Annotated in this window: 7 protein-coding genes and 1 pseudogene; 1 reads left to right on the forward strand and 7 read right to left on the reverse strand. The window is 69.8% G+C overall.

Annotated features, from left to right (window positions below; translation table 11 throughout):
- Nucleotides 1-16: 16 nt before the first annotated feature.
- The 3 genes from KW843_RS21605 to KW843_RS21615 form a co-directional block, all read right to left on the reverse strand.
- Nucleotides 17-991 carry an ABC transporter permease gene (locus KW843_RS21605; RefSeq protein ID WP_218297198.1) on the reverse strand — a complete coding sequence of 325 codons (975 nt, stop codon included), beginning with the start codon at nucleotides 989-991 and terminating at the stop codon, nucleotides 17-19.
- A 225-nt stretch (nucleotides 992-1,216) separates the two neighbouring features.
- Nucleotides 1,217-2,839: an ABC transporter substrate-binding protein gene (locus KW843_RS21610; RefSeq protein WP_218297229.1), complete on the reverse strand. Its 1,623-nt coding sequence runs from the start codon at nucleotides 2,837-2,839 to the stop codon at nucleotides 1,217-1,219.
- Between the two features lie 263 nt (nucleotides 2,840-3,102).
- Nucleotides 3,103-3,681, reverse strand: a complete 579-nt coding sequence (locus KW843_RS21615) for a flavin reductase family protein (protein ID WP_218297199.1) — start codon at nucleotides 3,679-3,681, stop codon at nucleotides 3,103-3,105.
- Between the two features lie 255 nt (nucleotides 3,682-3,936).
- Here KW843_RS21615 and KW843_RS21620 point away from each other — a divergent pair, with 255 nt between their 5' ends.
- Nucleotides 3,937-4,320, forward strand: a complete 384-nt coding sequence (locus tag KW843_RS21620) for a VOC family protein (protein WP_218297200.1) — start codon at nucleotides 3,937-3,939, stop codon at nucleotides 4,318-4,320.
- Here KW843_RS21620 and KW843_RS21625 read toward each other — a convergent pair whose 3' ends face one another.
- The 4 genes and pseudogenes from KW843_RS21625 to KW843_RS21640 all read right to left on the reverse strand — a co-directional run.
- Nucleotides 4,321-4,911 carry a hypothetical protein gene (locus tag KW843_RS21625; protein WP_218297201.1) on the reverse strand — a complete coding sequence of 197 codons (591 nt, stop codon included), beginning with the start codon at nucleotides 4,909-4,911 and terminating at the stop codon, nucleotides 4,321-4,323.
- Nucleotides 4,912-4,927: 16 nt separating this feature from the next.
- On the reverse strand, nucleotides 4,928-5,731 hold the full coding sequence (locus tag KW843_RS21630) for a DUF899 domain-containing protein (RefSeq protein WP_218297202.1): 804 nt from the start codon (nucleotides 5,729-5,731) through the stop codon (nucleotides 4,928-4,930).
- Between the two features lie 160 nt (nucleotides 5,732-5,891).
- Nucleotides 5,892-6,545, reverse strand: a complete 654-nt coding sequence (locus KW843_RS21635) for a PQQ-binding-like beta-propeller repeat protein (protein ID WP_218297230.1) — start codon at nucleotides 6,543-6,545, stop codon at nucleotides 5,892-5,894.
- Nucleotides 6,546-6,665: 120 nt separating this feature from the next.
- Nucleotides 6,666-7,325: pseudogene (locus tag KW843_RS21640) on the reverse strand (helix-turn-helix domain-containing protein); the annotation flags it as partial.

A 7,325-nucleotide genomic window follows, 5' to 3' on the forward strand; every position in this document is an offset into this window, starting at 1 on the left:
GCTTGCGCCCGCTTTCCTATTCGGACTCTTGCAGCTGCACGCGCGGGTCCAGCGCCGCATACAGCATGTCCACCAGCATGTTGATCATCACGAAGATGAAGGTCACCAGCATCACGTACGCCACGACCACGGGGCGGTCAAGCTGGTAGATGCTGTCGATCAGCAGCTTGCCCATGCCGGGCCAGGCAAACACGGTCTCGGTGATGGTGGAGTAGGCGATCAGCGAGCCAAACTCCATGCCGATCACCGTGACCACCGGGATCAGGATGTTGCGCAGGATGTGGCGCGTGAGGATGCGGCGCGGCGTCAGGCCCTTGGCGCGGGCGAATTTCACGTACTCCTGTGTCTTGGCGTCCACCACGCCCGTCGCCGTCAGGCGCAGCACCAGCGCGATATTGGCCAGCGCCAGGTTCACGGCCGGCAGCATCACATGCGACCAGCCATCCGCCGTCAGCAACGACAGCGGCACGCCGAACACCGCCACCGTGTCACCACGCCCCGCGGCGGGCAGCCACTGCAGCCACACGGCGAAACACAGGATCAGCACCATGCCCTGCCAGAAGTTGGGCAGCGAAAAACCCAGCACCGAGCCCGCCATCAGCCCCCGCCCCGTGGGCTTGTCGTTCTTGAGGCCGGCGATCAGGCCCAGCGGAATACCCACCACGATGGTCAGCGTGATCGCCACCAGCACCAGCTCCAGCGTGGCCGGAATGCGCTGCACGATCAGCTCGATGGCAGGGATGCCGTGCACGAACGAGGTGCCCAGGTCGCCCTGCAGCGCGCGCACCAGAAAGCTCGTGTACTGCTGCCAGATGGGCAGGTCGAGCCCCAGGCGCTTGATCATCGCCAGGCGATCGGCCTCGCTGGCTTCGGCATTGACCAGCAGTTCGATCGGGTCGCCCACGGCATACACCGCAAAGAACACCACCAGCGACACGGCCAGCAGGACAAAAAGGCTCTGCATGAGCCTTCGCAGGATGAAGATGAGCACTCAGGCACCCCCTCGCGAAATGGATGGAAGCCTCGGCTCAGCGGCACGGCGCCTGCCGCTGGGCAGGGTGAAGAAGGGGGCTTTGGACATGGCTGGCCTGTGACGACGTGGCTGGGCGCGGCATTGCGCGGCATTGCGCGATGAGGGCGCGACGTGGCGCTGAAGGAAAAATAAAAATACGGAGTGCGCCAGGCGCACCCCGTATCGTTCACCGACCGCGACGGCTTACTTGGGCTTGACCGAGGTGGCCAGCGTGTACTGGTCGCGGCGGCCTTCGTAGCTCAGGCCCTTCTTGAAGGCCCAGATGCTGCTTTCAAAGTGCAGCGGGATCAGCGCCACGTTGTCGAGCGCGAACTTGGTCGCGGCTTCCAGGCCTGCCTTGCGCTTGGCGGGGTCCACCAGGTCGGCAGCCGGCAGGTACAGCTTGTCGAACTCGGGGTTGTAGTTGGCGCCGTAGTTGCTGGTGCCCTGGCCCTTGGGCGCATCCAGCGATGCCACCCACAGCTGGAACAGCGCCGATGCCTCGCCCGTTTCCGCAGGCCAGCCGCCCATGGGCAGGCTGAACTCGCGCTTGGCGCGCTTGGGGAAGTAGATCGATGCCGTCATCGCATCCACGTTGGTCTTGATGCCGATGCGCGTGAAGTACTGCGCCACCGACTGGGCCACCTGGGCGTCGTTCACGTAGCGGTCGTTGGTGGACGACAGCGTCAGCTCGAAGCCATTGGGGTAGCCGGCTTCGGCCAGCAGCTTCTTGGCGCCTTCGGGGTCGAACTTGATCTCGGGGGCCTGGGGCAGCGCGCCGAACATGCCGTCGGGCATGTACTGGTAGGCGGGCGTGGCCATGCCGTCCATGATGCGCTGCACGATGGCCTTGCGGTCGATGGCCATGTTCATGGCCCGGCGCACGCGCACATCCTGCAGCGGGTTCTTGCCGTCCGCGGCCTTCACCTGCGGGCTGGGGTTGCGGCCGATGTCGGGCTGCAGGAACACCAGGCGCGTCGACGGCGTGGCGACGAAGTCGAACTTGGCGTTGTCCTTCACACGGGTCAGGTCGCGCGCGGCGGGGTTTTCGATCACGTCGTAGTCGCCCGACAGCAGGCCCGTCAGACGCGGGCCGGCGCTGGGCACGGGCACCATCTTCACGGTCTTCCAGTGCGGCTTCTCGCCCCAGTAGGCATCGTTGCGCTCCAGCTGGATGCCGGTGCCCTTGACGTAGGACTTCATCAAATACGGGCCGGTGCCGATGGCCGTCTTGCCGGTGTTGAAGTCGGTCACGGTGGGCCAGGCACCGGTCACGCCGCAGCCCGTCTTGGGTGCGAACGCGAGCTTGCCGCCCTGGGCAATACCGCTCCACAGAATCGGCAATGAACGCGCCATTTCGGCGGGCAGCAGCGGCAGCGGCGCCACGGTCTTGATGATCACGGTCAGGTCATCGGGCGTCTTCACATCGGTGATGCGCTTGGTGGTGTCGGTGTACGACTCCGAGACGTTGGTCTCGTTGTTCAGCGTGCGGCAGATGGTGAACAGCACGTCCTTGGACGTGAACGGCTGGCCGTTCGAGAACTTGACGCCGGGGCGCAGCTTGAACTCCCAGGTCAGGTCGTCCAGGTTCTTCCACGACGTGGCCAGCGAAGGGATCAGCTCCATCTTGGCGTTGCGCGCCACCAGCGAGTCATAGACATGGGCCGAAAAAGCATCGTTGGCCGTCATCTTGTGATAGTGCGGATCGGCCGCGGTCGGCTCGGCCGCCAGCGCGATGGTGAGCGACTGCGCCTGCGCAACCCCTGCCCCACCTACCGACACCACCACGCCGCTCGCCACGGCCAGCACGGTCTTTCGAAAACCCATGTTCATTTCAGCTTCCTTGTTTCATCTACAACCGGGGGATACACGCAGCGAAGTCGAAAGGCAGCCGCCGCACGGCGCCGCTGCCGCAGCGCGCCGGGACTGCGGTTGACCGTGGCACGGCAGCGCAGCGGCTTCGCATTCGCTATGCATGCATATTATCTGGTCAAAGAACCGGAGCCACTAGGGTATTCCGCATGGACCGGATTCTCCGGGAGGCGGCCCCCACTGCCCTTCCTGCCGCGCTGTGGTGGCCACAGCGCCTTTCACACCACGACCGACGCCCCCGTCGCATAGAACTGCCCGCCCGCCACGTAGTGCAGCGTGCGCAGCGCCTGGGGTGCGGTGTCGAACTCCCAGTGCCCGTTGCGGAACACGCGCTCGTCCGCCCAGGCGGCCACCACTTCGCCGATGAAGAGGTCGTAGGCCTGCTGGTTGTGCGGCTCGGGGATGGCGCGGCACAGCAGCCAGGCGGCGCAGCCGTGCACCAGCGGGGTATTGGCGTGGCCGGGGGCGTGGAACAGCTCCACGCCGTGCTGCCGCAGTTTGTCGGGGTGGGTCTTGGCGCTGTCGGTGCCAATGGCCACGGTCATCGCCGCCATGGGCACGGTGGGCAGCTGCAGCGCGAAGGCGCCGCTGGCCTCCACCAGTTCGCGCGTGCGCGTGGCCTTGTCAAGCACCACCGTCACCTTGGGCGGGGAAAAGTCCAGCGCGCAGGCCCAGGCGGCCGCCATCACGTTGTGCTGGCCGGCGTGCGCGGCCGACACCAGCACGGTCGGGCCGTGGTTGAGCAGGCGGTAGGCCTTGTCGAGGGGGACGGGGGTGAAGTGGGTGGTGGGTGGCATGGCGGGAGGGTGAATGCTCTCTAACTGATAGCTGATGGCGGTGATTGAATGTGCGCTCCAGGGCATTTTGGCTTGAAAATGCCAGGCTGCAGCGTGTTCGCCGGCAGTGGTGCCCCCGCGCGCCGTGCAGGCCACTCACTCCACGCAGGCGCTGCCCGCGCCACGGTCTGCCGGGCGACAGCGCGCGGGTGCGCAGCCGGTAACATCCCTTCGCCCATCAACCGCCCCACCGGGGCCCAGCGGAGACAAAAAAGTATGTTCAGTCATGTGATGGTCGGTGTGAACGACCTGGAGGTATCCCGAAAGTTCTACGACGCGCTGCTCGGCACCATCGGTGTGCCCCCTGGCGTCGCCAACAAGAACCGCTACTTCTACCGGGGCCCCTCCGGCACCTTCTGCATCAGCACCCCCATCAATGGCGAGGCCGCCACCTTTGCCAACGGCGGCACCATCGGCTTTGCCATGCAGTCGCCCGAGCAGGCCGATGCGTTCCATGCGGCGGGTGTCGCCCACGGGGGCACCACCTGCGAAGACCCGCCCGGCTACCGCGAAGGCCCCGGCGGCAAGCTGTACCTGGCGTACCTGCGCGACCCGGACGGCAACAAGCTCTGCGCGCTGCACCGCCCCCCAAAGGCGTAGTCAACGGACTGGGCGGCAGGCGCGGCGCTTGTGGCGCTGCAGCCAGCGTGTGGCCCCCTGCACGCCACGGCATGCGGCGGCGGCCATGGCAGCGCTGGCCGCCAGCATGGCCAGGGTGTGAACGCCCAGTGCGGCCAGCGCCAGCAGCAGGGGGGTGGATGCGGCACCGCCCCCTGCCGCGCCGCCGCCCAGGCACAGCGGCGCCAGCGCGGGCACCAGCATCAGCCCCGCGCCGTGGGCGGTGGCCGTCCCAAAGGACCACAGGGCCAGGCCCGCGGGCCCGGCAGGCCTGCGGATGCCGGCCGGCGCAGTATGCCCACGCAGGTGGGCCAGCACCACCACCGCGCACAATCCGCCCGCGACCGCCAGCAGCACGGGCCGGGCCAGCGGCAGGCCCCACACCGCCGTGGCGGCCACCAGCGCCACCGAGGCCAGGTGCCCGGTGGCCAGGGGCAGCACGGCGCGCAGCGGGATGCCGTGGTCGTGCGTCCGCAGGCCCCAGGCTGCCGCCAGTCCCCAGGCCGTGGCAGGGTTCATCCCATGCAGGGCGCCCAGCGCGGCGGTGGCGAGCCAGGGCCAGAGGGTGTCCATGGCCGTGGGGCGGTGTTCAGCCCCGTGCGGCGCAGCACGCGCCCGGTGCCGGGTGGGCCTGGCTTGCCTGCGCAGCCGGAGTGCGGGCGGCGTCGGCGGGTGCGTAGCGGTCGTGGTGGCGCACCCAGTCCATGGGGTAGGCCCGGTTGGTTTCGTGGCGCCCCAGCGGCGTCAGGTCCAGCAGCTGGTAGGTGCCCATCATGGCCTCGACGCCGCGCCCGAAGGTCGAGTAGGTGTGGAACACCTCGCCCGCATCGTTGCGCAAAAACACGCTGATGCCCGGTGCCTCCTCGGCGGGGAACGGCCGCATGCCGTAGTTGTAGAAGACCTCGCCGTTTCCCCGTGCGCGCTGTTCGGGCGTGAAGCTCACGGCGAAGTCGTGGTTGAAGTCGCTGCCGTGCGACGACACCCAGCGGAACCGCCAGCCCATGCGCTCGCGAAAGCGCTCGATCTCGGCCAGCGGCGCGCGCGAGATGGCAAGCACCGACACGTCGCGGTGCTGCAGGTGCAGCTCCATGCCACCCAGGTGGTCGGCCATGAACGAGCAGCTGGGGCAGCCTTGCTCCCACCCCGGGCCGAACATGAAATGCTGCACCAGCAGCTGGCTGCGGCCGTCGAAAAGGTCGGCCAGGGCGCGCGGGCCCTGGGGCGTGTCGAAGGTGTAGCGCTTGTCCACGCGGGTCCAGGGCAGCGCGCGGCGCTCCTGGGCGATCTCGTCGCGCAGGCGGGTCAGCGCCTTCTCGCGGGCCAGCAGGGTGTGGCGCTGGGCCAGCCATTGGCGGGCGGAGACCACGGGATGTTGTTGTGTGGGGGCGTTCATGGAGGACTCCTCGATGGGGTGGCGGGTGGGGTAGAAGAAGGATGGGCTCGCGGGCGGGGCAGGCGCACCTGCCCCCGGCCTGCGGCCCGCGCGGAAGGCGCGGGGCCGGTGCAGGGCCCGTGGGGTGCACGGCGATGGGCGCGGCGCGCGGCCGCCCCGTTCAGGCGCGGGGCGCCTCGGGCCGGCGCACGGCGCGCACCTTGCCGCTGCTGCCGCCGCCGGCGTAGAACAGGCCGGCCCCGTCGGACTCGAGCCCGCTCACGCCCATGCCCTGCGGCAGGTCCAGCTGCTGCAGCACGGCACCGCTGGCGGGGTCGATGTGGCGCAGCGTGCTTTCGTCGCCCTCCCAGGTGCCGTGCCACAGTTCGCCGTCCACCCAGGTCACGCCGGTCACGAAGCGGTCGGACTCGATGGTGCGGCGGATGGCCCCCGTGGCGGGGTCGATCTGGTGGATCTTGCGGTCGCGGTACTGGCCCACCCACAGGCTGCCTTCGGCCCAGGTCAGGCCCGAGTCGTTGCCGCCGCCCGGCGCGGGGATGGTGGCCAGGACGCGGCCGGTGGAAGGGTCGATCTTGTCGATGCGCGCCTCGGCGATCTGGTAGAGGTGCGTGCCGTCAAAGGCCGTGCCCGCGTCGCACGCCACGTCGAGCGTGCGGGCGGTGGTGCCGCTGGCAGGGTCGAAAGCCACCAGGTGCTCGCCCGTGGCGGCCCACACGCGCTGGCCGTCGTGCGTCACGCCATGGACCGCCCCGGCATCGCCGAACGGTCCGTACTCGCGCACCACCTGGGCGGGCTGGCGCGAGGCGATGGGCATCTGCCGGTGCGGCGGCGGGGTGTCGCCCACCTGGCTGCTGCAGGCTGCGTCGCGGGGGGCTTGTGGGGTGCGGGTGATGGCGGTCATGGCTGGGCTCCTTCAACGGTTGGTGATGCCACTTTAGGGAATCGGCTGCGCCGTGGGGAGTAACAAGATCGTCGTGAATCCGACGAGCGGCGCCGCCAGCCAGCGGCGGGCGCGGGCCTGGCCGATGGCGCGCACCTGGCCGCCGGCCTCCAGCTCGGCCAGCGCGCGCTGCACGGTGCGCTGGCTGTCGCCCAGCGCGAGCGCCAGGGCCGATGTGGACCACGCGGCGCCGTCGGACAGCAGCGCCAGCAGCGCGCCCTGCGCGCCATCGACCGGCGGCGCGAGCACGGCCACCCCGCGGCCCCCCTGGGGGCGCAGCACGAAGCCGCGTGCGGTGGCCTCCACGCCCGCCAGCGGTGCCATCAGCGCGCGCAGTCGCCCCATTTCCACGCGGAGGCGGGCGCGGTGGGTCTCGTCGGGGTGGCGCGTGCGGAACACGTCGGCGATCAGCGTATCGCGGTCCGCGTCGCCCGGCCACGCCTGGGCCAGCGCGCGCACGAGTGCGAAGAGCACCGGCCGGCGCGCCAGCGGGTGCCACGCGCCGCCCGCCTGCACGCCGTGGCGGCAGGCGTCCACCACCAGCGTGTCGCCCGCTGCGCGCAGCGCCGCCACGTCCCGCAGCTGCAGCAGGTGCTCGGTGCCCGGCCCCAGGCGGCGGGCCGCGGGCTGCTGGAGCAGCGTGCGGGCGTGGGC

The organism is Acidovorax sp. sif1233, assembly GCF_019218755.1.
Taxonomy (GTDB): domain Bacteria; phylum Pseudomonadota; class Gammaproteobacteria; order Burkholderiales; family Burkholderiaceae_C; genus Acidovorax.